General features: G+C 69.1%; 26 protein-coding genes. 8 read left to right on the plus strand and 18 right to left on the minus strand.

From position 1 onward, the window contains the following. Positions 1-7: 7 nt before the first annotated feature. Together ACWDAG_RS30875 and mshA are read right to left on the minus strand one after the other, a co-directional pair. Entirely contained in the window at positions 8-508 is a 501-nt protein-coding gene (locus ACWDAG_RS30875) for a YbjN domain-containing protein (protein WP_450698814.1), read from the minus strand. Beyond that, a complete protein-coding gene (gene mshA / locus ACWDAG_RS30880) occupies positions 501-1,838 on the minus strand; it encodes a D-inositol-3-phosphate glycosyltransferase (protein ID WP_450698815.1) in 1,338 nt (445 codons plus the stop codon). Before mshA ends, ACWDAG_RS30875 begins: the two co-directional genes overlap by 8 nt. Before the next feature lie 185 nt (positions 1,839-2,023). On the opposite strand from mshA, the gene ACWDAG_RS30885 reads away from it, so the two are divergent. The 3 genes from ACWDAG_RS30885 to ACWDAG_RS30895 all read left to right on the plus strand — a co-directional run bounded on the left by ACWDAG_RS30885 (position 2,024) and on the right by ACWDAG_RS30895 (position 5,714). Continuing rightward, positions 2,024-2,836, plus strand: coding sequence for a class I SAM-dependent methyltransferase (locus ACWDAG_RS30885; RefSeq protein WP_450698816.1), 813 nt, complete (start codon positions 2,024-2,026; stop codon positions 2,834-2,836). Positions 2,837-3,028: 192 nt separating this feature from the next. Continuing rightward, entirely contained in the window at positions 3,029-4,126 is a 1,098-nt protein-coding gene (locus tag ACWDAG_RS30890; RefSeq protein WP_450698817.1) for an NlpC/P60 family protein, read from the plus strand. Between the two features lie 277 nt (positions 4,127-4,403). Continuing rightward, on the plus strand, positions 4,404-5,714 hold the full coding sequence (locus ACWDAG_RS30895; protein WP_450698818.1) for a PP2C family protein-serine/threonine phosphatase: 1,311 nt from the start codon (positions 4,404-4,406) through the stop codon (positions 5,712-5,714). Positions 5,715-5,823: 109 nt separating this feature from the next. Here ACWDAG_RS30895 and ACWDAG_RS30900 read toward each other — a convergent pair whose 3' ends face one another. From ACWDAG_RS30900 to ACWDAG_RS30930, 7 genes are all read right to left on the minus strand, one after another. After that, positions 5,824-6,156 (minus strand): DUF2516 family protein, encoded by a 333-nt coding sequence (locus ACWDAG_RS30900; protein WP_450698819.1) that lies wholly within the window; start codon positions 6,154-6,156, stop codon positions 5,824-5,826. A gap of 131 nt (positions 6,157-6,287) precedes the next feature. Then, positions 6,288-6,938, minus strand: a complete 651-nt coding sequence (locus ACWDAG_RS30905; protein ID WP_450698820.1) for a hypothetical protein — start codon at positions 6,936-6,938, stop codon at positions 6,288-6,290. Positions 6,939-7,006: 68 nt separating this feature from the next. After that, on the minus strand, positions 7,007-7,633 hold the full coding sequence (locus ACWDAG_RS30910) for a helix-turn-helix domain-containing protein (RefSeq protein WP_450698821.1): 627 nt from the start codon (positions 7,631-7,633) through the stop codon (positions 7,007-7,009). A gap of 99 nt (positions 7,634-7,732) precedes the next feature. Beyond that, positions 7,733-8,599 (minus strand): RNA polymerase sigma-70 factor, encoded by an 867-nt coding sequence (locus tag ACWDAG_RS30915; protein WP_450698822.1) that lies wholly within the window; start codon positions 8,597-8,599, stop codon positions 7,733-7,735. Continuing rightward, positions 8,596-9,204, minus strand: a complete 609-nt coding sequence (locus ACWDAG_RS30920; protein ID WP_450698823.1) for a carboxymuconolactone decarboxylase family protein — start codon at positions 9,202-9,204, stop codon at positions 8,596-8,598. The genes ACWDAG_RS30915 and ACWDAG_RS30920 overlap by 4 nt, the downstream gene beginning before the upstream one ends. 52 nt (positions 9,205-9,256) lie before the next feature. Further along, a complete protein-coding gene (locus ACWDAG_RS30925) occupies positions 9,257-9,739 on the minus strand; it encodes an HAD domain-containing protein (RefSeq protein ID WP_450698824.1) in 483 nt (160 codons plus the stop codon). 11 nt (positions 9,740-9,750) lie between these two features. Next, a complete protein-coding gene (locus ACWDAG_RS30930) occupies positions 9,751-10,374 on the minus strand; it encodes an RraA family protein (protein ID WP_450698825.1) in 624 nt (207 codons plus the stop codon). Positions 10,375-10,556: 182 nt separating this feature from the next. On the opposite strand from ACWDAG_RS30930, the gene ACWDAG_RS30935 reads away from it, so the two are divergent. Further along, on the plus strand, positions 10,557-11,414 hold the full coding sequence (locus tag ACWDAG_RS30935; RefSeq protein ID WP_450698826.1) for a nitroreductase/quinone reductase family protein: 858 nt from the start codon (positions 10,557-10,559) through the stop codon (positions 11,412-11,414). Between the two features lie 43 nt (positions 11,415-11,457). Here ACWDAG_RS30935 and ACWDAG_RS30940 read toward each other — a convergent pair whose 3' ends face one another. From ACWDAG_RS30940 to ACWDAG_RS30955, 4 genes are all read right to left on the minus strand, one after another. After that, positions 11,458-13,479 carry a HelD family protein gene (locus ACWDAG_RS30940; RefSeq protein WP_450698827.1) on the minus strand — a complete coding sequence of 674 codons (2,022 nt, stop codon included), beginning with the start codon at positions 13,477-13,479 and terminating at the stop codon, positions 11,458-11,460. Positions 13,480-13,534: 55 nt separating this feature from the next. Continuing rightward, entirely contained in the window at positions 13,535-14,140 is a 606-nt protein-coding gene (locus ACWDAG_RS30945) for a TetR/AcrR family transcriptional regulator (RefSeq protein WP_450698828.1), read from the minus strand. Continuing rightward, complete coding sequence (locus ACWDAG_RS30950; RefSeq protein WP_450698829.1) at positions 14,137-15,000, minus strand: ATP/GTP-binding protein; 864 nt, start codon at positions 14,998-15,000, stop codon at positions 14,137-14,139. The genes ACWDAG_RS30945 and ACWDAG_RS30950 overlap by 4 nt, the downstream gene beginning before the upstream one ends. Before the next feature lie 221 nt (positions 15,001-15,221). Continuing rightward, a complete protein-coding gene (locus ACWDAG_RS30955; protein ID WP_450698830.1) occupies positions 15,222-16,241 on the minus strand; it encodes a phosphotransferase in 1,020 nt (339 codons plus the stop codon). Positions 16,242-16,599: 358 nt separating this feature from the next. Here ACWDAG_RS30955 and ACWDAG_RS30960 point away from each other — a divergent pair, with 358 nt between their 5' ends. Then, a complete protein-coding gene (locus ACWDAG_RS30960; protein WP_450698831.1) occupies positions 16,600-17,394 on the plus strand; it encodes an HAD family hydrolase in 795 nt (264 codons plus the stop codon). Here the strand turns inward: ACWDAG_RS30960 and ACWDAG_RS30965 are convergent. After that, positions 17,363-18,235 (minus strand): GntR family transcriptional regulator, encoded by an 873-nt coding sequence (locus ACWDAG_RS30965; protein WP_450698832.1) that lies wholly within the window; start codon positions 18,233-18,235, stop codon positions 17,363-17,365. The genes ACWDAG_RS30960 and ACWDAG_RS30965 overlap by 32 nt on opposite strands. A 133-nt stretch (positions 18,236-18,368) precedes the next feature. Here ACWDAG_RS30965 and ACWDAG_RS30970 point away from each other — a divergent pair, with 133 nt between their 5' ends. Beyond that, positions 18,369-18,566 (plus strand): hypothetical protein, encoded by a 198-nt coding sequence (locus ACWDAG_RS30970; RefSeq protein WP_450698833.1) that lies wholly within the window; start codon positions 18,369-18,371, stop codon positions 18,564-18,566. Here ACWDAG_RS30970 and ACWDAG_RS30975 read toward each other — a convergent pair. From ACWDAG_RS30975 to ACWDAG_RS30985, 3 genes are all read right to left on the minus strand, one after another. Beyond that, a complete protein-coding gene (locus ACWDAG_RS30975; RefSeq protein ID WP_450698834.1) occupies positions 18,563-19,564 on the minus strand; it encodes an aminoglycoside phosphotransferase family protein in 1,002 nt (333 codons plus the stop codon). The two genes, ACWDAG_RS30970 and ACWDAG_RS30975, sit on opposite strands and share 4 nt — an antisense overlap. 214 nt (positions 19,565-19,778) lie before the next feature. After that, positions 19,779-20,561, minus strand: a complete 783-nt coding sequence (locus ACWDAG_RS30980; RefSeq protein ID WP_450698835.1) for an HAD family hydrolase — start codon at positions 20,559-20,561, stop codon at positions 19,779-19,781. Further along, the gene (locus ACWDAG_RS30985) at positions 20,510-21,391 is read right to left on the minus strand and encodes a FadR/GntR family transcriptional regulator (protein WP_450698836.1); all 882 of its coding nucleotides are present in this window, start codon (positions 21,389-21,391) and stop codon (positions 20,510-20,512) included. The genes ACWDAG_RS30980 and ACWDAG_RS30985 overlap by 52 nt, the downstream gene beginning before the upstream one ends. 184 nt (positions 21,392-21,575) lie before the next feature. Between ACWDAG_RS30985 and ACWDAG_RS30990 the strand changes: the two genes are divergently transcribed. Further along, positions 21,576-21,764, plus strand: coding sequence for a hypothetical protein (locus tag ACWDAG_RS30990; RefSeq protein ID WP_030941504.1), 189 nt, complete (start codon positions 21,576-21,578; stop codon positions 21,762-21,764). Positions 21,765-21,818: 54 nt separating this feature from the next. Here ACWDAG_RS30990 and ACWDAG_RS30995 read toward each other — a convergent pair whose 3' ends face one another. Beyond that, positions 21,819-22,742, minus strand: coding sequence for a GntR family transcriptional regulator (locus tag ACWDAG_RS30995; RefSeq protein WP_450698837.1), 924 nt, complete (start codon positions 22,740-22,742; stop codon positions 21,819-21,821). Between the two features lie 172 nt (positions 22,743-22,914). On the opposite strand from ACWDAG_RS30995, the gene ACWDAG_RS31000 reads away from it, so the two are divergent. Further along, entirely contained in the window at positions 22,915-23,100 is a 186-nt protein-coding gene (locus ACWDAG_RS31000) for a hypothetical protein (RefSeq protein ID WP_450698838.1), read from the plus strand. Positions 23,101-23,213: the final 113 nt, after the last annotated feature.

A 23,213-nucleotide genomic window follows, 5' to 3' on the forward strand; every position in this document is an offset into this window, starting at 1 on the left:
GCAGGAGTTATTCGGCAGAGCGCTGGGTCAGATGTGTGAACGCGTCCAGGTTCCGCGTCGACTCTCCCCGCGCCACCCGCCACGCGTACTCCTTGCGGATGGCGGACGCGAAGCCGAGTTCCAGGAGGGTGTTGAAGCTGCCGTCCGCCGCCTCCAGGACCTGGCCGAGCAGGCGGTCGATCTCGTCGGGGGCCACGGCGGAGAGGGGGAGCTTGCCCGCGACGTAGATGTCGCCCAGCTGGTCGACGGCGTAACTCACGCCGTACAGCTTGAGGTTGCGCTCCAGGAGCCAGCGGTGGACGCCGGGCTCGTTCTCGTCGGGGTGGCGGATGACGAAGGCGTTGAGGGAGAGCGAGTGGCGTCCGACGAGGAGGGAGACGGTCGTCTTCAACTTGCGGGTGCCGGGGAGCTGTACGACGTAGTTGCCGGGAGCGGGGCTCTCCCATTCGAGCTCGGCGTCCTTCAGGACACCCTCGATCACCTGGGCCGCTTTCTCTGCATCAGCCATGGTGGGAGCGTACGCGACGCCGGTACGACTGCATCGCGGCCGTATAGACGTCCGCCGTCGCGGCGGCCGCGGTGTCCCAGCCGAAGGACTGCGCGTGCCGGGCGGCGGCCGCGCCCATGCGGGACGCGAGTGTGGGGTCGTCGGCGAAGTCCGACAGCACGCGCGCGTAGTCGGCCGGATTGTGGCCCCGTACAAGGAATCCGGTCTCCCTGTCGCTCACGGCCACCGGCAGTCCGCCGACCGAGGCCGCGAGGACCGGAGTACCGGCCGCCTGCGCCTCGATGGCGACCAGGCCGAAGGACTCGCTGTAGGACGGCATGACGAGGACGGACGCGGCCCGGAACCAGTCCGCGAGCTGCTCCTGGCCGACCGGGGGACGGAAGCGCACCACGTCCGCGATACCCAGACGGGAGGCCAGCTTCTGCAGGCCCTCGGGCTTGGCGAGGCCGCTGCCGCTGGGGCCGCCGACGATCGGGACGACTATGCGGGAGCGCAGCTCGGGGCGCTCGTCCAGGAGGACGGCGACCGCACGCAGCAGCACGTCCGGGGCCTTCAGGGGCTGGATACGGCCCGCGAAGAGGGGGATCAGGGCGTCCTGCGGGAGGTCGAGGCGGGCGCGGGCGGCGGCGCGGCCGTCGGCGGGACGGAAGCGGTCCAGGTTGACGCCCGGGTGGACCACGGCGACCTTGCCGGGGTCGGCGCTGTAGTGCCGTACGAGCTCGTCGGCTTCCTCGGCGGTGTTGGCGATGAGCCGGTCGGCCGCCTCGACGATCTGGGTCTCGCCGATCACACGGGCCACGGGCTCGGGGGTGTCACCGTCGGCCAGGTTGGCGTTCTTGACCTTGGCCATGGTGTGCATGGCGTGGACCAGGGGGGCGCCCCAGCGCTGGGCGGCGAGCCAGCCGACATGGCCGGAGAGCCAGTAGTGGGAGTGCACGAGGTCGTAGTAGCCGGGGCGGTGGCCCGCCCAGGCCTGCATCACGCCGTGCGTGAAGGCGCACAGCTGGGCCGGGAGCTCCTCCTTGGCCAGGCCCTCGTACGGGCCCGCGTCGACATGGCGGACGAGGACGCCCGGGGCCAGCTCGACGCTCGGCGGGAGGGCGGCCGTGGTCGCGCGCGTGAAGATCTCGACCTCGATGTTGATCGCGGCGAGGCGCTGCGCGAGCTCCACGATGTAGACGTTCATGCCGCCGGCGTCGCCCGTGCCGGGCTGGTGGAGCGGTGAGGTGTGCACGGAGAGCATGGCGACGCGGCGGGGGCGGCGGTGCAGCCTGAGCCGAGGGGGCGTTGCCTGGGAGCGTCGCCCGAGCCTGCTGACGTACTGGCTCACGTGGCGTTCCTCCTTGTGCGGGCATGCCTGGGCGAGGGTGTGGGGCGCCCTCCAAGGGAGGCAACATCGCAGGGATGTGTTCCCATCCCCGGCGAAGGGGATTTTGCCGAGGCATTACCGGAGATCGCTCAACCGTTCGACACGCGTGTGCGTTGACCGCGTACCGTCCGCATACCCTCGTACGCATGACTTCCCGCGCCACGCCCCGCCCTGTGGGAACCGTGACACGCGGGACGACCAACCCCAACCGGCTGCGCCGCATGGACCGCTGGATCGCGGCCACCCACGGCGCCGAACTGCGCCGCGCCGCCGATCCCGTCGCCGTCGACCTCGGCTACGGCGCCGCCCCCTGGACGGCCGTCGAGCTCCTGACCCGGCTCCGCACGGCGGCCCCCCGCACGCGCGTGGTGGGCGTCGAGATCGAACCGGCCCGGGTGACGGCGGCCAAGCCGTACGAGCGCGACGGACTCGCCTTCCGGCACGGCGGGTTCGAGATCCCGGTCCCGCAGCGGCCGCATCTGGTCCGCGCGGCCAACGTGCTGCGCCAGTACGACGAGGCCGAGGTCGCCGCGGCGTGGCAGCGGCTGTGCGCCCGACTGGCCCCGGCGACCGAGCATTCCCGCGGCGGACTGCTGGTCGAGGGGACCTGCGACGAGATCGGGCGTCGGCACGTATGGGTCGCGCTCGGTCCCGAGGGGCCGCGGACGGTCACCTTCGCGACCCGGCTCGGCTCCCTGGACCGGCCCTCGGACCTCGCCGAACGCCTCCCCAAGGCGCTCATCCACCGCAATGTCCCCGGCGAACCCGTGCACGCCTTCCTGCGCGACTTCGACCGTGCCTGGTCCGCCGCCGCGCCCTACGCCTCCTACGGCGCCCGCCAGCGCTGGATCCGTGCGGTGCGGGATCTGACGTCCGACTGGCCGGTGACGGACGCGGCCGGGCGGTGGCGGCAGGGTGAAGTGACGGTGGCCTGGGAGGCGTTGGCGCCCCGCAGCTGACCGGCCGCCGCCCTTGACCTGCGGGGAACGATCTCCGTGAGTCGTTCGTCACAAAGGCGGGGAGATCGCGTACGGCAACGGCGAGGGGGGAAATCCGACTGGCGTGCAGCTCTGTCGCTTTGCGCGTCGGCGTGGCACGATCCCCCAGGCGTCGTAAGTTACTGACGGTAAATCAGATTTGGGGGTAGCGGTATGGGTCTGGGCAAGCGCGGCCTCATCGCGACGGCCGTGACCGTGGCCTGCGCGGTCACCGTGCTGGCAGCGCCGGGGACGGCGTTCGCGAATGCCGGCCGGACGCCCTCCCCCAGCACGTCTCCCTCTCCCAACACGTCCGCCTCCGTGACTCCCGCGGCCGACAAGGACCTTGAGGCGATCCGCGAGAAGCTCGACCAGCTCTACCACGACGCGGCCGTCGCCACGGACGCGTACAACGCGGCCGAGGAGAAGGCCAAGCAGCAGTCCGCCGCGATCGTCGACCTGGCGCAGAAGATCGTCAAGGGCCAGCAGAGGCTGGACGAGTTGAAGCAGCGGGCGGGCGCCGCGGCCGCCGCCCAGTACCGCACCGGCGGACTGCCCGACGAGGCACAACTGCTGCTCAGCAACAACCCGCAGCAGTTCCTCGACGGCGCGGGCCGGGTGCTGCAGGGCGAGCGCGCGACCAAGGGCCTGATCGTGGAAATGACCCGCACCCAGCAGGACTTGAAGCAGTACGCCGCCGACGCCGCCGACCAGTGGAAGAAGCTGGAGGCGGGCCGCAAGGCGAAGGACGCCGCCCGAAAGAGGATCAAGCAGCAGATCGCGGCCGCCGAGAAGCTGGAGAGCCGGCTGGAGAAGAAGGAGAAGGAGCGGCTCGCCAAGCTGGAGCAGGAGGCCGCCCTCCAGGCACAGACCGCCTGGCTCGACTCCGGGATCCTCGACGAGATCAACGGCAAGGCTTCCGAACTGGGCAAGAAGGCGGTCGCGTACGCCACGGCGCAGATCGGAAAGCCGTACGAATGGGGCGCCGAGGGCCCGAAGAGGTACGACTGCTCGGGGCTGACCTCACAGGCCTGGGCGGCTGCGGGGCACGGCATTCCGCGCACCTCGCAGGAGCAGTGGAAGCAGCTGAAGCACGTCGACATCAAGGACATGCGGCCCGGCGACCTCATCATCTACTTCGACGACGCCAGCCATGTCGGGATGTACATCGGCGACGGCGCGATCGTGCACGCCCCGCGGCCCGGGCGGACGGTGACGATCACGGGGGCGGGGTCGATGCCGATCCTCGGGGTGGTGCGGCCGGACGCGTGACGCTTCACGGGATGGGCGGCCACAGGTGAAGCCCGTCACGTGACCCACCGCACGCTGAACCCCCGGCAAACCCACGGCGGACGTGACGTTCGTCATTCCTGCCCCGCGCCCCTCCTGTCCAACTGCGGCACCAATCGCGGCATATGACAGTGACGCCTCACCAAGCAGCGTGTCTCACGTCATTCCTTTACCGCCCGGCCACCCGCTATGGTCCCCGTCGGTGGATCGAGATCTCTCGCTCCGCGTGCCCTCGGGGGGAGGGAAGGAACTCAACAAGATGCCCGTACCCATACCGCGGCAGAGAGCGATCCCGGCCGCGGAGAGTGGTCAGGCGCAGGCCGCGCAAGAAGGCGGCACCTCCACGAACCAGACCCCGCGCAAGGAAGCCACGGTCGACAAGAACGCCGCCACCACCACAAACCTGACGCTGCTGCTGATCGAGGACGATCCCGGCGGCTCCACCGTCATACCCGAGCTGCAGGACTCCGCCGGCCGTCCGATCCGCGTCCGCACCGCCCGCAACCTCACCGAGGCCGCGCGGCTGCTGACCGACGACGTCCACTGCATCCTGCTGGACCTCGCGTTGCCGGCCCCCGGCCGCGGCGATGACGACGACGAGCTCGCCGTGCTCAAGCACGTACTGGAGCTCGCGCCTCGGCACGCCGTCCTCGCGCTCACCGCGTCCGGCGACGCCGAGCGCGGCGCCGAGGCCGTGCGGGTCGGCGCCCAGGACTACCTCTTCCGGGACGAACTGGACGGACGGCTGCTGAGCCGGGCGATCCGCTACGCCGTGGAGCGGAAGCGTTCCGACACGGCCGAGCGGCGACTTGCCGAGGGCCGGGTGCGGGCACAGGAGAACCGGCGCCTGGAGCGGGGGCTGCTGCCGACGCCGCTGCTGGAGGGTTCCTCGCTGCGGTTCGCCGCGCGGTATCGGCCGGGCCGGTCGCGGGCGCTGCTCGGGGGCGACTTCTACGACGTCGTACGGACGCCGGACGGCACCGTGCACGCCATGATCGGCGATGTCTGCGGGCACGGTCCGGACGAGGCGGCGCTCGGCGTGGAGCTGCGGATCGCCTGGCGGGCGCTCACCCTGGCGGGGCTGTGCGGTGACGAGCTGCTCGGGACGCTGCAGCAGGTACTGGAGCACGAGCGGTCCGACGACGAGATCTTCGCGACGCTCTGCACGGTGGACATTTCACCGGACGGGCGGCGGGCCGGGCTGTGTCTGGCCGGGCATCCATCGCCACTGGTCGCCCGGCCGGGGCGGACGGCCGAGCTGCTGCCGTACGACAACAACGGGCCTGCCCTCGGGCTGCTGCCGGGTGCGCGGTGGCCTCGGATGCAGGTGGAGTTGGGGCGGGAGTGGAGTCTGATGCTCTACACCGACGGGCTGATCGAGGGGCGGGTCGGTGAGGGGCGCCTTGAGCGGCTGGGGCAGGACGGGATGGTGGAGATGGTTCGGCGGCAGTTGGCTGAGGGGTTGCGGGGCGAGGCGCTGCTGCGGGCTGCGGTGAACGAGGTTCGTGAGCTCAATGGGGGCGAGCTGACGGATGACGTTGCAGTGCTGCTGCTGGACCGCGGGGCTTGAGCGGGAATCCGCCGTTTTGGGTTCTGCCGTACGCCGACTGCCAGTCCGTTGTGGCTGATCGCGCAGTTCCCCGCGCCCCTAAAAGCAGGCGGTGCACCCGCCGACCGTATTAGCGGCCGCCGTTGTACGGGCCGTAAGGGCCGTCGCTGCTTGAGCCCCTGCGGTTGCGGCCGCCGCCGGCGAGGCCTCGGAGGGCCGGGCGGACGTCGACCATGTAGACGATGCTGGCCACCAGGCCTATGGCGGGCAGGAAGGACAGGATCGGGAAGATGAGGTTCACCACGAAGGCGATGGCGAGGATGATCAGCCAGAACGGCTTGGTCTGCTTGCCGACTGCGCGGTAGGCGTCCTCGCGGCGGATGGCCGCGTCGATCAGCGCGAAGCCGCTGAAAAGGATGAGGGCCATGCTCAGCAGCCACATCAACCCTGCGAATCCCTGCATCAGCACTACGTCCACCACCAGACTCGGCTTGTTCCTACGCGGTCACCGTACCCGTTCCCGAACACCGGCTACCCGCACAACGGGCCGGGCGCTCCAGGAGTGCCCGACCCGTTACCGATCACCCGTCCGTGTCACTTCGCGGGCGGCGTCGTCTTCTTCGCGGTGGTGGTCTTGCGGGCCGGCGCCTTCTTGGCGGCGGTCTTCTTCGCCGGAGCGGCGTCGGCCGTGGCCGGGGCCGGCTTGGCGGCGTCTTCCTTGACCGCGACCGGCTCGGCCTTCGGCTCGACGGCGACGGCCAGCTCCTCGATCTCCTCGGCCGCCTCGCCGCGCCAGGTCTTCACGGCCTGCTCGCCGTGCTCGGCGACCTTCTCGTAGGTCTCGCGGGCCTTCACGGCGTACTCGGCGGCGACGCCGACACCGCGCAGCGCGAGGTCCTGGGCCGACTCGCCGATCTTCTTCAGGTCGGCGTCGATGGTGGAGCCGAGCTTCTTGATGTCACCGTCGAGGGTCGCCAGGAACTCGGTGACCTTGGCCTGGAGGTTCTCCTGGGTCTCCTTGACCTTGGCACCGGCCTCCTTGGCACGGGCCTGGGCCTTCTCCTGGACGGCCTTCGGGTCGGTGGTGCGGACGGCCTCGAAACGGGCCGGGGCCTCGGCGCGCAGCTGCTCCACGAGACCGGGCACCTTCTTGGCCTGCTGAAGGGCCAGGTCGGCGGTGCCGGCGGCGAAGTAGAGCGGCGTCGGGTCGCTGAGGGTCTTACGGAGGTCGTCGGTGATGGCCATGGTGATGGTCCTCCCGGGTCGCTTGCAGCTGAGGGTTTTGGTTCCCGCGGGCAGCGTGGCCGGTCTGCTCAACCGGTGGGCCGCTGCGGGTCGTGCGGTTCGGCATCGTTGCCGTCGGACGTGCGGGGGCGGCGCGCGGCGGACTTTCGTCCGCCGGCCGTGCGGGTCTTGCGGGTACGGCGCTCACCGGTCAGCTCGCCGTCGTCCCCGCGGGGGCGGCGTACAGCGGTGTCGCTGTCCTGAGCGTCCTGTGTGTCCGTGGTGCCCGGCCTGGGCTCGGCGGTCAGGACCACCGCGCCGGCCTCCGGGGCCGCCTCGGTCATCTCGGCCGCCTCGCCGGCGATCCCGAACCCGTTCTCCTTGCGGAAGGACTCGTAGATCTGGAGCAGCACCTGCTTCTGCCGCTCGTTCAGCGTGGGATCGGCGAGGATGACGGCTCGCGTCTCCACCTCGTCCCGGTCCCGCTCGGCGTCGAGGATGCCGGCGCGGACGTACAAGGTCTCGGCGGAGATCCGCAGCGCCTTGGCGACCTGCTGCAACACCTCCGCGCTCGGCTTGCGCAGCCCGCGCTCGATCTGGCTCAGATACGGATTGGACACCCCGGCGGCGTCGGCGAGTTGCCTGAGCGACAACTGCGCGGTGCGCCGCTGCTCGCGCAGGTACTCGCCGAGATTGCCGACGTTGAGCGATGCCATGCCTCCACCTTGCACCACCCTCGCTAACTATTGCAAGCAGCCGCTTGCAATAGTGCGCCACGCCACTCGGGCGGGTGCAGCGCGGCTACCGCGCGGGTCCTACCGCGCGAGTTCGGCCGGTGTCTCCAGCCGGGTCAGCTTCCGGGGGTTTCTCACCACGTAGATCCGGGCGACCCGGCCGTTCTCCACTCCGAGGCTCACCGTGGACGGTTCGCCGTCGAAGTCGATGCGGCCGGCAGGTGCGCCGTTGAGCCATACGGTCGTCGTCCTGAGTGCCGCCACCTTGCGGTTCGCGCCCGCGAGCAGCCTCGCCACCGCCTCGGCCCCGTGGATCGGAGCCAGCGCTGCCGCCACGACCCCGCCGCCGTCGGCGATCATGACGACGTCCGGCGCCAGAAGCTCCAGGAGCTCCTGCAGCTGCCCGGTCCGCAGCGCTGCCAGGAACCGTTCCACCACGGCCTGCTGCTCGGACCGGCTGACCCGCACCCGCGGGCGCCGGGCCGCCACGTGCTCGCGGGCCCGGCGGGCGATCTGCCGTACCGCGGCCGCGGACTTGCCCGTCGCCTCGGCGATCTCGCCGTACGGCAGCTCGAAGACCTCGCGCAGCACGAACACCGCCCGCTCCGTCGGCCCGAGCGTTTCGAGGACGGTCAGCATCGCGATCGAGACGCTCTCCGCGAGTTCGACGTCCTCGGCGACGTCCGGGCTGGTCAGCAGCGGCTCGGGGAGCCACTCGCCGACGTAGTCCTCGCGGCTGCGCGACAGCGTCCGCAGACGGTTGAGCGCCTGCCGGGTCACGATCCGGACGAGGTACGCCCGCGGGTCACGCACCTGCGCACGCTCGACGCCGGCCCACCGCAGCCAGGACTCCTGCAGCACGTCCTCCGCATCGGCCGCCGACCCGAGCATCTCGTAGGCGACCGTGAACAGCAGGCGGCGATGGACGACGAAGGGGTCCTCGGTCATGCCGTGGTCACTTCCCCGAGGGCCGCTTCTCCGAGGGCCACTTCTCCTGGCGTCCCGGGACGCGCGGCCAGCGGGATCTCGCAGGCGTCGGAGAAGCCCTGCGACCTGACCCCGAGCGCCGTGTTGCTCCTGGCCGCGAGGTTGGCGAAGGCGATACAGCCGGTGAGTTCGACCAGCGCCGGCGCGCCCAGTTCTGCCAAGAGGCGTGCGGACAACTCGTCGGTGACGGTCGGCGGCGTGTTCGTCATGGCCTCGGCGTACGCCAGCACATCCCGCTCCAGCGGCGTGAACACCTCCGACTCGCGCCAGCGCGGCACCTGGCTCGCCTTGGCCAGATCCAGGTCCTTGTTCTGCGCCTGGAAGTAGTTGATGTCGAGGCACCAGCCGCAGCCGACCTGCGCCGCGACGGCCATGTGGGCGAACGACTTGAGGCTCTCGTCCGCCGCGTCCCAGCCGGCCACCCTGGCCCCCATCTCGGAGGAGGCCTCGGCGACCGGGGGGTTGTGCCAGGTGGCCTCCAACGGTTCGGGCACGACCCCGAACCGCTCGATCATGCTGTCGACGACCTCACTGCTGATCTCGGCCTTCGGAACGCGGAGCGCCATGGTGTTCTCCCTGTACATCGGAGTGTTTGCCATGAAGACACCGCCGGTCCCGTCACTGTGACAGCCACTCCTCCAGTACGGCGAAGTCCGCGTCGGTGAGCCCGTGGCGGGGGTCGACCCGGTGCAGCAGGGCGGGCGCCGGATGGTGTGCGGCGACCCAGGCACGGTCGGCGGGGGTGATCTCGTCGTCGACCCAGACGAACGGACGGCCGTCCGCCCAGGCCACGAGCGGCCGGGTCTTCCAGTGCAGCGGCGTCGGCGGTTCGTCCTCGTCGGGCCAGTCCACCGACGGCAGCGGGGGCAGGCCCAGCCAGGGCGCGACGCACACGTTCGCGTCGTCCAGCCAGGTCGTCGCCCACACCAGTTCGCAGTCCAGCGCCACCAGCCGCGCACCGAGCGCGGGGTCGATGCGGTTCAGCAACGGCTGCCCGGCGACCGCCGCCTGCGGCAACGGAAAGCGCGGTTCGTACGACGGGTACGGGTGCGCCGAGCCGAACGGGATCAGCGTTCCGTCGATGTCGAGGAAGAGAAGCATCAGGGACAGGATCAGCCCTCGAAGCCCTGCTCCGCCAGGATCTTGTCGATGCGCGCCCGGTGCGTGGTCTCCCACTGGTCCAGCGACTCCTCGGCCTCCTTCGCGAGCTTGGCCCGGGCCGCCGCGAGCACCTCGTCGCGGCGGGCGGCGGGCACGGCGACGACGCCCTCCTCGTCGGCCACGACGATGTCACCCGCCTCGACCCGCACGCCCCCGCACGTCACCGGCTCGCCCAGCGGCCGTACGACCGACTTGGCGCCCGGGATCGGGATGACGCCCCGGGCGAACACCGGGAAGCGTGCCTCCCGCACCTCGGCGAGATCGCGGATCAGCCCGTCCAGCACGAAGGCCTCGACGCCTCGCCGCTGGGCGACGGCACAGACGTTGCCGCCCGCGAGCGCCCAGTCCAGGTCTCCGGACTCCACGACGACGACCGATCCCGGCTCGGCGCGGTGGATGGCCGCGTGCAGCATCAGGTTGTCGCCGGGCGGGCAGCTGACGGTGAAGGCCGGTCCGGCCATCCGGCCGTGCGGTCCCCACAGGGGGCGGATCCCGATGTCCATGACCTGTCCGCGGCCCAGGAGGTCGGCGAGGGTGGTGGTGGGGATGGTCCGGAACTCGATGGCGTCAGTCATACGTCGGACGTTATCGTCCAGTACATGACTGCCGGGTCGGCCTTGTGCCGTGAGCGAGTTGGGTGCCCGGCCTCTGAGTGAGGCCAGGGCGGGCGCGAAGCCCGCCTCTTTCTCTGCGCCGCCTTCGAACCTTCGGAAGACACGAGTCCTTCGGAAGACACCAGCTGCAGAGAAAGAAGAGAATGCCCAACGACGACAACAAGAAGTTCATCGACTTCAACCAGCAGGTCATCGACGAGTTCCGCGCCCACCACGGCCACGTCGGCGGCCCCTTCGAGGGTGGCCGGCTGCTCCTGCTGATCACCACCGGCGCCCGCACCGGCACCCCGCACACCACTCCCGTCGGCTACTTCCCCGACGGCGGCGAACGCGTGCTGGTCATCGCCTCCGCGGCCGGCTCCCCCAAGCACCCTGACTGGTACCACAACCTCCTCGCCCACCCCCGAGTCACCGTGGAGAGCGGTGTGTTCACGTACGAGGCCGAGGCCGTCGTGCTGGCCGGCGAGGAGCGGGAACAGGCCTGGGCGCGGGCGGTGGAGGCCGACCCCGGATGGGCCGAGTACCAGAAGAAGACCGAGCGGATCATCCCGGTGGTCGCCCTGCACGCGATCACGAACGGCGGCCCGGGGAGGATCAACGCCTCCTCGCCCGGCGAGGCGATCAAGGTGGTGCACGACGCGTTCCGCCGTGAACTCGCCCTGATCCGAAAGGAGATGGCGGCCGGCAACGGCACCCTCGGCGCCCAGCTGCGCGTCAACTGCCTGACCTTCTGCCAGGGGCTGCACAACCACCACACCGGCGAGGACACGATGATGTTCCCGTACCTCGCCGACCGTCACCCCGAAGCGAACCCGGTGTTCGAGCGCCTGGGCGAGGAGCACGAGAAGATCGCCGACCTGGTGGCGGAGCTGCGCCGCGTGCTGGCCGACGAGGACCCGGCCGCGGCCCGCGCCGAGGTCGAGCGCCTCACCCTCGACCTCGAAGCCCATCTGACGTACGAGGAGGAGGAGTTGATTCCCCTCCTCGACGCCCCGGCCTGACCGGCGGGCGGCCGCGACCGTTCTCGGGGACCGGGTCTCCGGGCTAGAACGGCAGCGGCCGCCCGTGCACCACCTCCAGCCGCGAGACCGCCCGGGTCAGCACGACGTACAGCCGGTGCAGCCCGCGCGCCTCCGCCTCCGCGATCGCCGCGGGCTCGACGGCGACGACGTGGTCGTACTCAAGTCCCTTGACGAGCGCCGCCGATACGACGGTCACGCGGGAACCCAGCTCGTCCGGTCCCGCGGTCGGGATCCCGGCCGCGGCGAGCGCCCGTGTCACCCGGTCCACGTCGGCGTCGGCGGCGACAACCCCGACCGAGCCCTCATGCGCGAGCGCATCGCGTACGGCGTCCACGACCGCACCCGGCAGATCGGCTCCCGCCTCCCGCACCCTCAACTCGCCGTCCCTGCGCAGCGACCGCCCCGCCGGGACGTCGACGTCCAGCCGCTCCAGCAGCCGGTTGGCGAGCGTGACGACGGCCCTCGGCACCCGGAACCCCGTCGTCAGCGGCACCACCGCCGCGTCCGGTTTCCCCAGGTGCCGCAGGGCCGTGTCCCAGGACCGCGCCGCCCAGGGAGTGGTGCCCTGCGCCAGGTCACCGAGCACGGTGAGGGAACCGAAGGCTGCGCGTCGCGCGATGGCACGGCACTCCATCGGGGAGAGGTCCTGCGCCTCGTCGACGACGACATGGCCGTAGCCCTCGGGGTGCTCGACGAGCCCGGAGACCTCGTCGAGGAGCACCAGGTCGGCGGCCGACCAGCGAGCCGACTTCCACGACCGCGGAGGCTTGGCCCACAGCAGTGCCCGCTGCTCGTCGGCGTCCAGCAGCCCGTCGGCGGCGACGGCCAACGCCCCTGCATCCGCGAGCAGTCGGGCAACGACCTCCTCGGGCCGTACCCGCGGCCACACTTGGTCGACGTACTCCCGGACCGCCCGCGCCCGCGAGATCCTCTGCACCCAGGCGTTCGACTGCGGCCCGGCCCGGCGCTCGGCCTGCGCCTGAATGCACCGCACGACCCGCATCCGCACCCGCTCGCGCCCGATCCCGTACGGCGGCTCCTCACTCCGCACGCCCTCGACGATCCGCACGAGTTCACCGGCCTCGACCCGCCACCGGTACGAACCGTCATCCACGGTGACGGGGTCGATCCCCTCGCTGGAGACATGCGCATACAACGCCCGGCGCAGTACCTCAGCCATCCGGGCGTCGTGCTTGACGACGGCGGCCCGCTCGCTGTCGGTCCCCCCGACCGGGTGCGCGGCGATCTCCTCCTGGAGGGTCGACTGCCGTACGCCGGTCTCGCCGAGGGCGGGGAGCACCTGGGAGATGTAGGAGAGGAAGGTCCGGTTGGGCCCGAGGATGAGCAGTCCGCCGCGCTTGATGCGCTGCGGGTGGGTGTAGAGGAGGTAGGCGGCCCGGTGCAGCCCGACGGCGGTCTTGCCGGTGCCGGGAGCGCCCTGCACGCACACCGAAGCGCCCAGGTCCCCTCGTACGAGATCGTCCTGCTCGGGCTGGATGGTCGCCGCGATGTCCCGCATGGGGCCGACGCGGGGCCGTTCGATCTCCCGGGCGACGATGTCGCTCGCCCGGGACTCGCCCCGGTCCAGGTGCTCGTCCTCGAGACCGGTGAGGTCGGCGGAGTCGCCGCTGCTGCCGGGGGCCCAGCCGAACCGGCGCCGGACCGCGACGCCCTGCGGGTCGCCGGCGCTCGCCTGGTAGAAAGCGCGGGAGACGGGCGCCCGCCAGTCGACGACCAGCGGCGGGGCGGCGATGTCCTCGCTGATCCGCAGCCGGCCGATGTGCAGTGACTGCTCGGCGGTGTCCAGCCGCCCGAAGAACAACGGCCCTTCGGGCAGCTCGCGCATCTCCTTCGCCCGGCTGCGCAGCCGGTACCCGAGCACTTCGGCGTCGGCACCGGAGGCGGAGACGTCCTCGCCGGTGACGACGTGCTCCTGGGCACCGTCCACCATGGCGGCGAGGGCGGTGCGGCAGCGGTCGTGGTGGGCTCGTTCGTGATGGAGGGACTCTTTCAGGGCGGGCGGGGCGGGCTCGGCTGACGTCATGGGGAGGAGACTACCCAATTAACGTAACCGAGTTAAATATTTTACTCAGTCTCACCTATGCGAGATGCGGCATACCTGCCGCCAGCACCCCGAACGCCCGCTCCGCCGCGACCACGGCATCCGCCCGTACGTCCTCCACCCGCTCCCCCTCGGAGATCCGCCGCCAGTTCTCCATCGCGAGGATCCGCTGCACGGCAATGATCTGCCCGGCGGCGAGCCGCGCCTCCAGCCCACCACCGAGGACCTCGGCGAGCGCGGCCTCGGACCGCTGCTGGTAGGCGTACACGCGGGCGACGAGGGCGGGGGTCCCGTAGAGGAGGGAGTGAAAGGCGAGAACCTGCGGATGATCGTTCAGCCCGGTGACCGGATCGCCCCGCTCCAGCCCGTCGAGAAAGTGCCGCCGCAGCGCGGCGAGCGGCGTAGGCCCCCCGGCCACGACCCGCGCGGCCTCCGCCTCGTGATCGGCGATCCGGTGCAGGACCAGATCCTCCTTGGCCGGGAAGTACCGGAAGAGGGTCGGCTTGGAGATCTCGGCGGCGGCGGCGATCTCGGCAACGGACACTGCGTCGAAGCCACGCTCCAGGAACAGCCGGATGGCGATCTCGGAGACGTCTTGGTACATCCGCTGCTTTTTGCGTTCACGCAGGCCGGGCTCGGTCATGGCGGTGAGCCTACGCACTGGGTCAGTTCATGGGCCACGTTCCAGAGCGTCTCGAAGAACTCCCTGCGGCGCCGGATGATCTCGCGGGCGCGGTCGCCGCCGTCCAGGGACCAGCGGGTCAGCAGGGAATCGTAGCCGACGAGGTCCAGGAGATTGCCGTCGTCGGCCGCAGGGGCGGTGGTCGACGGGTCGGGGCGCAGATCGAGCTTGTCGTAGATCCCCTCATACACCACGTCGTTGTTGATGAAGTAGAGCTTGAGCGAGGGCGACATGTGCAGGACACGGAATTCGACCTTCAGCGTCCCCCGTCTGGCGACGGCCATCCGGCCTATCTGAGATTTCAGACTGCTCGCGTGCTCAGCGATCTGACGCCCCAGGTGTTCGCGGAAGTCCGGAGCATCGGAGATCTTGCCGCCCGAGCCCACCTGGCCGGGGACCTCGATCTCCTTGGTGAAGTCCGGTACCAGAACTCGGAGGCTCACGGTGCGCAGTGGATCCGCGCCCAGGCTCTGGAGAATGTTCTTCAGCGGGACGGCGAACGTCTCTCCGGTGAATCCCATCGCTGTGAGCCGGACCTCTCCCCCGGCCTCAAGTGCCTCCTTGAATTCCCGCTCCAACTCGCTCGGCGTGACCCCCTCTCCCCCTCGCGGGCGCAGCACCGTGTTCAGGCGCTGCACCTCGTCGTCGAGCCGCCGCATCAGCTGGTCCAGGGCGTCCCCGTTCTCCCGCTGCGTCGCGTGCGCCGCGTTGAGGCGCTGCACCTCGGAGTAGAGCACGTAGCCCACCACTGTGAGCAGGGCTCCGCCCAGGTAGGCCTTGTCCTCAAGCGCGTCGCCGATGGGCTTCACGAACTGTGCCAAAAGTCCGAGTGCGAAGACGGCGCCCAGAAAGAGCCTCGTGACCGTGGACTCCGCACGCCCCCATCCGGCAGCCAGTCTGTCGCTCCAGGACGGTCTTGTGTCCGACACTGATTCCCCCCGCCAGTCGGCGACTTGAACCGAGCCTGTTCATGGTGCCCGGATGGACAGACCGTCAGGAAGAGGGCAGTTCCAAGTCCAGTGCCTCATCGAGGTCCAGGGAATCAGCCCGGTTGACCGGGTTCCGTAGCGCGCCGCCGGCGCATGAGGGCCGCCATGATCTCCGTCTGGCTCGGCACTTCGGCAAGATCGAGCGGCCCGGCCGCGGCGACCAGGACGCTCTGCAGTTTCCGAGCGGCCAACGGCAGCGCCGCCCAGTTGAACCCCATCCCGTCGCCCAGCGACATCGACACACGGATGACGTCGGTGAAGACCGACTGCGCCTTCTTGAAGTCGAGGAGCACATCCAGGTCGTCCGCCCAGCCGTACGAACCGCCGGGGTTGGCGCTCTCGACCACCCGACACCATTCCGTGGCCATACGGCGTTGTTGATTTTCCGGATAGCGCATCAGGTACAGATGGGTGGCGAGGTCGTAGAGGGGATCGCCAAGCATCGCCAACTCCCAGTCGATGGTCCAAAGTTGACCGCGGGAGTCGACGATGAAGTTCTTGCGGTGCAGATCCGCGTGCAGCAGGCAGAAAGGGCGCTGCCGCAGCCTGGACATCTTCTTCTTCAGGCGGGTGAACGATTCACTGCCCACGCCGAGCTGGTCGAAGAGGTCCCCGAATTCCGCAAGGTTCCTCTCGTAGACCTGATCCTCTATGAAGACGATCAGACGCTCCAGGAATCCGCCCGTGTCACGGTCTGCGGCACGGTCCTTCGGCAGACAGCGCCGCGGCACACTCTCGAGCATGGCGGGTCTGATCAGCGCCATCTGCCGGAAAAGCTCGACGATCTGGTCGAAGACGGCGTCGGAGACGCGTCGGCCCGCCCAGCGTCGCGTGGGGAGGGTGCGCCCTTCGATGAATCCCTGGAACCCCATGCCCGCGACGTCGAGGACATCGGGGATCCGCTCGACCTTCCCCTTGAGAGTGCGGAGCAGCTTCTCCTCCGACCCGAAGCACCGCCGATCGAACCAGAGGATCTCGGCACGCGGCTCACGGACCTTGACGATCTGCGTACCGCCGTCCAGCCACAGCACATAGGTCTCGTGGTGGTACCCCTTGAGCGGGCCCTTGATCACACCCCGTTCCGCACCGGGCACTTGGACGGCGCGTTGTCTGGCGTCAGAGGCTACTTGGGGTGGCATTTCTGGGTTCAGCTCGTTCCGGTGGAGCCCATGGGGTAAGAGGGGACGCACGTTACTCCACAGGCACCCGGCGGAGTGGTGCGAACCCGGTAATCAAGAGCTGCCGTCCCTGACATGGGCGAACCTGCGCACGCGCGAACGCACTGAAGACGCACTGAAGACGCACTGAAGACGCACTGAAGACGCACTGAAGACGCACTGAAAAGGTACCCGTAGCCGCACACCGACCGCCTCGTTGAGATCCGCGAACCCCCGAGGGCACACCCGGGTGCGGATGAACACGAGGAATCCCATGACGGACACCATCGACGATCAGGAAGCGCTACTGCAACTGCTCGCCCGCACAAGCGCCGTACTGTTCGACTTCGACGGACCTGTCTGCCGTCTCTTTCCCCACCCCACTACGGAGATTGCGCGGCACATCAAACGGACGGCGGAGGCGCACTGGGGCGCCCTCGATCCCGACGTCCGGGAGTGCCACGACTCTCACCACGTCCTTCGGCCGTTGTGGCGCATGTACGAGCGGCTTTACGAGGAGCAGGTCCCGGAGCGGCCGCCCAGCCGCCATCCGCTCGAGTTCGCCGAGATGACCGTCGCCGAGGCGGAGCTCGCAGCCGCCGCCAATGCCGTCCCCGCGGAGCACATTGACGAGCTGCTGACGCACCTGCGCAAGCTCCGCATGCGTCTGGTCGTCGTGAGCAACAACGCCGAGCGCGCTATCCAGAGGTGTCTCGAAGGCATGGGCCTGACGGAGTTCGAGGCGGTGTTCGGCCGGGACCCGCATGACGCCCGGCTCATGAAACCGCACCCCCACTGCGTCCGCCGCGCCCTCGCCCACCTCGGGGTTCCCGCCCGCGACTGCCTGCTGGTGGGGGATCAGATCACCGATCTCACCGCGGCCCGGACGGCCGGGACACGTTTTCTCGGCTGGACGCAGGACGAGATCCAGGCCAAGGAGATGGAGCGCGACGGATCGGACGCCGTCGTCTCCTCGCACCTGCCGTTGGCGGCGGCAGCCCGGAGGCTCTTCGAAACCGGGCATTCCGCGGAGTCGGTCAACGGCCGAGCAGTTCCCACACGGACGTGAACCAGGCCTGTTGCTTCTCCACGAACTCCGTGCCCTGGGAGGAGGGGTCCTCGTCCTTGACGTAGTGCGTGAGACCGGCGCCCAGGCCGATCACGTCAAGGCCCTCGACCTCCAGGCCGCCGTCCAGTTCAAAGGTGCGGATGTAGACCTCGTACGGGCCCTCCAGAGCCTGAGCCCCGTTCACCAGGTAGAGCTTGGAGTACGGAACCAGTCCAATGTGACGGATCTGGAACTCCACCGAGGGGACCAGTTTCATGGCTCGCAGATCGCTCGCGAGGGTGCGCAGTGTCGCCGTGAGCCCACGCCTGAAGTCCAGATAGCGCTCCTTCAGGACCTCGTCGTGGGTGGGGTCGCCGGTGCGCCAGTACGGCATGTCGACCGACTCGGAGGGCAGCAGCACGCGCAGGGCTATCCGCTGCGGGGAGATGTGCCGTGCCTGGATCCGCTCCGCCTGCGTGCGAAGGTGCGCGCCCAGGGACTCCGATGTCAACGTGAAGACGTCCAGGGTCACTTCGGTCTGCTCGAACGCCTCACCGATGAGCTCCCCCAACGTCACCTGGTGGTCGGGATCCTTCGCGCTCCTCGGCGAGTGGATGTGCTGCTTCCAGATCACCCGGGAGCCGCTGCCCTGACGCGACTCGATCCAGTGCTCGCTCTTGAGGTCCCTGAGTACCCGCTGCACGGTGTCGCGGGAGACCTCGAACTCGTCGGCCAGTTCACGCTGCGACGGCAGGCGCCCGTTCCACGGATATACGCCGCTGGTGATGCGGGCCCGCAGCGCCTCGGCGACGCGGTCGTACTCCTTGCCGCCCCGCTCACCGGTGGGAGTGGTGCCAGTCACACTGCGACCCTACTCCAACTTGCCTGCCCGCGTTAAGCGATCAGCAGACAAGGGCATACCCCGATTAGTCAACCAGTCCAATTGGACTGGAAGTTGATCGCTTGCAGGAAAGCGACAGCTAGGGGGAGTACTGGTGATCACGAACACGATCATTGAACTGGGGATCGGTATCTTCTTCATGGGCCTCGACCAGCTGGCCCAGTCGCAGTTCGGCGGACTCGGACTGCTGCTCCTGCTCCTCGTCGGAGTGGGCATCCGGACCCGCAACGGAACCTGTCTGTCCGTCGCGGCCGTACTCCTCGTCCTCGTGCTCCCGATGATCTCTGCCTAGCAGCGCTTCGTCGGCGGCTGGTTCGAGTGCAGGCTGTGCCACTTCCGCAGAGCTTCGACGATCTGCTCCGAGTCCGGTACGTGATAGAGGTGCAGGGGCTCACGGGCCCGGTGCATGGCCCGGCTCACCCGCTCTCCCGCCGCCCGGAAGTGCTGCTCCCCGGCATCGGCCGGGAGGGCGAGCGCGGCCCGCATGACGTCCGGGAACACCGACTGTGCGTACTCGAAGTCCAGGTAGGTGCCGAGATCCTCGTCCAGGCCCGCGGTGAGAGAGCCGAGGCCGGCTTCCTCCATGGCCTTGGCCCACAGGGTGATCATCCGCTGCTTTTCCTCTTCGCCGTACCCCATCCGCACGATGTGCGTCGCCAGGTCGTGCAGCGGATCGCCGTACATCGCCAGCTCCCAGTCGATCACCGAGATCCCCTTGGGGCGGAGGAGGACGTTGAAGCCGTGGAGGATGATGTTGGCGCGGTGGACATCGGTGTGCAGGAGGACGAACGGGCGGGAGGCCAGGCCGCAATGGTTCCTCTTGAACGCCGTCATCGCGCCAAGGGGAATCCCCACAGCGTCGAACAGGTCACCGAATCGGTCCCGGTTGGGCAGATGCACTCGGTACTCGGTGAAGTCGACGAGCCAGTGCAGGAATTTGTCACTCTCGCCGTCAGTCGGCCAGCCCTCGGGGCACGCCGGGAGTTCCTCCGCCGGCACCGCGGCAGTCCGGACGAAGAACGCCGCGAACTCGTCCAACAGCCTGGTGGGGATACGGCCGTGGGGATTCCACTGGCTGAGCGGGATACCGCTGCAGTACCGGTGCAGGGATCGGTCGCCTGATACGGCCAGACCGCGCGGCACTTCGCGCAGATACCGGCAGACGACCTCGAGCACATCGACCTCACGGGGCCAGATGCGCGGAGCCACCTCCATCGCCTCCAACGGCACCCGGTACTTGAACCGCACGAAGGGCGCGATGCCGAGCAGCAGAGCCAGGAACAGACCCACACGAAGGACATAGTTGGTGTTGTGGTGGCCTGTCAGCACAGTGGCCGAGCCTCGGCGGCGGCGGGCCTCCAAGAGGTGATGCGCCAGGCGATGCGCCAGGGGATGCACTGACGTTTGACATCTTTGGTGAGCATGCTGGGGCATGGTGGGCGAGGTTAGCGGCTCCCTCTCAAGGACATGCTAACGAGCTCATAACCTTCCATAGCCGACGGAGTCACCCCCGCAACGCCTCCAACAGCGGCTCCAGAGACCCCACGATGTCCGTCGCCCCGGCGACCTGGAGCAGCTTCTCCTTGTGCTCGTTACGCGCGTATCCGAGAAAGGGAACGCCCGCCTTGCGGGCCGCCTCGCAGTCCGTGGGCGTGTCGCCGATGAACAGGGCGCCGGTGGGGGCCACGCCCATGGCTGTCAGGGCGCGGTTGAGGTAGTGGGGGTGGGGCTTGAGGTACTGGAGGTCGTGCGTGCGGCCGTAGATGTGCGGCAGGAAGCAGTCGAGCAGGCCGCGGCTGGTCAGGTAGGCGTGGACGACCTTCGGGGAGTTGTTCGTGGCTATCGCCAACCGTGCGCCGACCGCCTTCCAGGTGCGGATCAGCGGGTCGGCGTAGGGGGTGGGCTGAGCCTTGGGCACCGCCCGCAGTTCCTCCTGGGTGAGACGTTCCTCCACCTCCACCACAAGGTCGCTGGCGGGGTGCCGGCGGTCGACCGCGCGCAGCACCGCATGGGGGTCCTCGGTGTCCCGCTCGTCCTCCGTGAGGAGATCGTGCAGCCCCCGGCCTTCGAGCCAGTCCACCAGGTCGGTCGCCACGCCCTCCGCCGAGTGCCCGGCGAACAGCCTGCAGATCGGTCCGTCGAAGTCCCAGAGCACGACGCGGGCGCGCCCGATCAGCTCCTGCAGTCGCTCGGTCTGTGCCGCCATCGGATCAGTCTGCGTCGTATCACTAGTCACTAGGAGAGTGTCAGGTCCGTGGTGATGGTTTCCCAGAGGGCGTCGAACCACTTCTGGGATTCCTCCACGAACGCGGCGTCGCGATGGCCGGCCCTTTTGACGAAGGAGAAGAGGACGGATGCGGAGCCGAGGGCGTCGTACATCTCCAGGGTCTGGCTCTGCCACTCCTCGGCCCGCTTGGTGGGGATGTAGTAACCGATCAGGGCCTCCTCCCCGTTGAGCATGTACAGCTTCACGGGCGGGGTGAAGGGGAGGGCGCGGAAGGTGACCTGTACGTCGATGCCGTGAGTGGACCGTATGGCCTGCAGGTTGTGGCGCAGCACCCGTGCCTGTGCGTCGCGCATCGACAGCCATCGCTGGTGGACCATGTCGTCGTCGTCGCTGCCCTCGACCAGCACGGGAAAGGCGAGGTTGATCTCGCGGCTCGGCAGCAGGATGCGGAAGGTGATCGACTCGGGGCGTATGCGGCCTTCGTGGATCAGGCGGACGGGCTCACTGAGGGCCAGCAGCAGCGTCTCGGACGTATGGCAGACAACGTCCACATGCACGTGCTCCGCCGAGAACGCCTCCGTCAACCGCGGCGCCAGCCCCACCATCGTCGGCTGCGGCTCCCCCCGAGCAGGCGCCGGTGGCTCCGCGATCCGTGGTGGGCTTCCCTTGCTGACATTGCTGAGCAACCCGTCTTGCTGGAGGGCGCGCAGGGCCTGGCGGACGGCGCCGCGTTCCACGCCGAACTCGTCTGCCAGTTCGGCCTGGGTGGGCAGGCGGTCTCCGGCCTTGAGGTCGCCGTTGTTGATCCGTTCCCGCAGGATGTCGGCGATCTCCTGGGGCGAAAGCCTTCTGCTGCCGTTCACTGCCACGTTCTCCTGGGTCACGACCAAACGCTACAACTCGGATCCATCTATCGGGAGTTGTTTGTGACTTGTTTATGAGTAGGTGCCAAGTGGGGATAACTTAGTTGAAGTTGGTTGCCAACTTGGTCCAGTTGGCGGAAGTTTTGCTTCCTTGGATCCGTTTCACCCCCCACGCACCGTCCCGCCCGCGAAGCCTGAAGGGGGAACCACCATGCCCGTCCTCGCCCTCCTCTCCGCCGTCTTCGTCGTCGGCATCGAGCAGACCGTTCAGTGGAAGTACGGCGTCACCGGCATCATCGGTCTGCTGCTGCTCACCATAGGCATCAAGGCGAAGAACCCGGCCGTCAGTTCCATCGGGGCCGTCGTGCTCGCCCTGCTGGTCGCGGGCCCCGCTCTATGAGCGGAAGGCGACCTGCGGCCCGGCCGGCCGCTGCCTCAGTCGCTGTGGGAGACGTCAGCTCGTGAGCACAAGCTCCGAACTGATCGTCTCCCACAGTGCGTTGAACCACAGGTGCGACTGCTCGACGAAGGTGGTGTCGCGCAGGCCGGCGCCCTGTTCGAAGGCGAACAGCATGGACTGGGTGCCCTCGGCGTCGTACATCTCCAGGTGCTCGTGGTCGATCTCCTCCTCGCGCCGCGTGAGCGTGTAGTACGCGAAGAGCGCCTCCTCCCCGTTGAGCAGGTACAGCTTCACGGGCGGGGTGAAGGGCAGGGCGCGAAAGGTGACGTTCACGTCGATGCCGTGCGTGGCGCGCAGGGCCAGCAGGTTGTGCTGGAGCACCTGGCCCTGGGCATTGCGATTGGCCAGCCAGCGGCGCTGCAGCCGGCCGTCGACGGACGGGTCAACCGGGATCGGGAAGGCCAGGTCGATGTCGCGGCTCGGCAGCAGTACGCGGACGTCCACCTTGGCCGGTTTCAGCTGTCCGGCGTGGATCCGGCGCAGCGGTTCGCCGATGGCGAGGGTCAGCGAGACGGCGGTCAGACAGAGGGCGTCTATCTCCACGTGATGCGCGGCGAAGGCGTCCGCTATGCGTGGGGCCAGAGCCACCATGGTCGGCAGCGGCGGGGCTCCGGGGCCGGTCAGGGCCTTGCTCAGGCCCAGGTCGGGGGCGACGGTGGCGGGGGCACCCTTCGACACATTGGTCAGCAGGTGCTCCGACTGCAGGATGCGCAGGGCCTGGCGTACCGCGCCGCGTTCGACGCCGAACTCGTCGGCCAGTTTTGCCTGCGTGGGCATGCGTTGACCCGGTTGGAGCTCGCCCGACCTGATGCGGGCGCGCAGCTCGTCTGCCACGTCTCGGTGCGACGTCTGTGACGTCTGTGGCCGCTGCGACCTCTTCCGCCCATTGGCGGAGGCGTGTTTCGGGTCCACGACCAAACACTACAACTTCCCGCCATCTTTGGGCAGTTCCAGGGAAGGTGGTTATAAGCCGCTTCCAAGCGGAGATAAGTACAGAGAAGTTGGTCACCAACTTCAACAACATGGTCAAACTTCAGGAGGGTTGGCCGCAACCAGGGGTCCGCCTCCCCGTCCCGAAGGAGGGACCGCCATGCCGCTCGTCGCCCTCGCCGTCGCCGCCCTCGCCATCGGATTCGAGAACCTCGTCCAGTGGAGGTACGGGCCGATGGGCATCATCGCCTTCGCCGCCCTGTCCATCGGACTCAAGGCCAGGAACGCCACGATCGGCGGCATCGGAGCGGTCATCCTCGTGATGCTGCTCGCGCAGTCCGGCTGAGTCCGGCCCGACCGAGCCCGACGGGTTCGACGGGTTCGCCGAACCAGGATCCGGCTGGCCGGGCTCCCTTCCGGAGGGGAGCCGGGAGCCCGGTCAGTCTGCACCAAGCGCAC

This window comes from Streptomyces sp. NPDC001157 (assembly GCF_053598255.1).

Bases quoted from the DNA above. Each gene is read 5' to 3' on its own strand.
- ACWDAG_RS30885 (WP_450698816.1), top strand. From the start codon at position 2,024: ATGACTTCCCGCGCCACGCCCCGCCCTGTGGGAACCGTGACACGCGGG.
- ACWDAG_RS30905 (WP_450698820.1), bottom strand. From the start codon at position 6,938: ATGGCCATCACCGACGACCTCCGTAAGACCCTCAGCGACCCGACGCCG.
- ACWDAG_RS30960 (WP_450698831.1), top strand. From the start codon at position 16,600: ATGACGGACACCATCGACGATCAGGAAGCGCTACTGCAACTGCTCGCC.
- ACWDAG_RS30945 (WP_450698828.1), bottom strand. From the start codon at position 14,140: ATGACCGAGCCCGGCCTGCGTGAACGCAAAAAGCAGCGGATGTACCAA.
- ACWDAG_RS30935 (WP_450698826.1), top strand. From the start codon at position 10,557: ATGCCCAACGACGACAACAAGAAGTTCATCGACTTCAACCAGCAGGTC.
- ACWDAG_RS31000 (WP_450698838.1), top strand. From the start codon at position 22,915: ATGCCGCTCGTCGCCCTCGCCGTCGCCGCCCTCGCCATCGGATTCGAG.
- ACWDAG_RS30930 (WP_450698825.1), bottom strand. From the start codon at position 10,374: ATGACTGACGCCATCGAGTTCCGGACCATCCCCACCACCACCCTCGCC.
- ACWDAG_RS30920 (WP_450698823.1), bottom strand. From the start codon at position 9,204: ATGGCGCTCCGCGTTCCGAAGGCCGAGATCAGCAGTGAGGTCGTCGAC.
- ACWDAG_RS30890 (WP_450698817.1), top strand. From the start codon at position 3,029: ATGGGTCTGGGCAAGCGCGGCCTCATCGCGACGGCCGTGACCGTGGCC.
- ACWDAG_RS30990 (WP_030941504.1), top strand. From the start codon at position 21,576: ATGCCCGTCCTCGCCCTCCTCTCCGCCGTCTTCGTCGTCGGCATCGAG.
- ACWDAG_RS30915 (WP_450698822.1), bottom strand. From the start codon at position 8,599: ATGACCGAGGACCCCTTCGTCGTCCATCGCCGCCTGCTGTTCACGGTC.
- ACWDAG_RS30940 (WP_450698827.1), bottom strand. From the start codon at position 13,479: ATGACGTCAGCCGAGCCCGCCCCGCCCGCCCTGAAAGAGTCCCTCCAT.
- ACWDAG_RS30910 (WP_450698821.1), bottom strand. From the start codon at position 7,633: ATGGCATCGCTCAACGTCGGCAATCTCGGCGAGTACCTGCGCGAGCAG.
- ACWDAG_RS30875 (WP_450698814.1), bottom strand. From the start codon at position 508: ATGGCTGATGCAGAGAAAGCGGCCCAGGTGATCGAGGGTGTCCTGAAG.
- ACWDAG_RS30900 (WP_450698819.1), bottom strand. From the start codon at position 6,156: ATGCAGGGATTCGCAGGGTTGATGTGGCTGCTGAGCATGGCCCTCATC.
- ACWDAG_RS30925 (WP_450698824.1), bottom strand. From the start codon at position 9,739: ATGCTTCTCTTCCTCGACATCGACGGAACGCTGATCCCGTTCGGCTCG.
- ACWDAG_RS30895 (WP_450698818.1), top strand. From the start codon at position 4,404: ATGCCCGTACCCATACCGCGGCAGAGAGCGATCCCGGCCGCGGAGAGT.